The following is a 263-nucleotide window of genomic DNA, read 5'->3' as shown; positions in this document are numbered from 1 at the left end:
TAACAGCGCTGCCAGACTGCCTCGGGCAGGACTTCGCGGATCGCTGCCCTGAGCCCCGGATGGTCGTCGGAGACGACAAACTCGACGCCGGCGAGCCCGCGCTGCTTGAGCCCTGCCACGAACGCGCGTCAGCTCGAATGGCTTTCCCGGTTGGCCAGCTCGACACCGAGCACCTGGCGCCGGCCCTCCCAGTCGACCCCGATCGCCACCAGCACCGCCTGGCTGGCGATCACGCCGGCTTCGCGCGCCCGCTCATAGCGCGC

Annotated in this window: 1 pseudogene; it reads right to left on the bottom strand. The window is 70.7% G+C overall.

From position 1 onward, the window contains the following. Positions 1–263, bottom strand: a pseudogene (locus AC0L2M_RS34695) (transposase); the annotation flags it as partial.

The sequence above is a fragment of the Mesorhizobium sp. WSM4806 genome (assembly GCF_055811635.1).
Note: the sequence above shows the minus strand (reverse complement) of the source record. Positions and strands in the feature narration are given on the sequence as shown.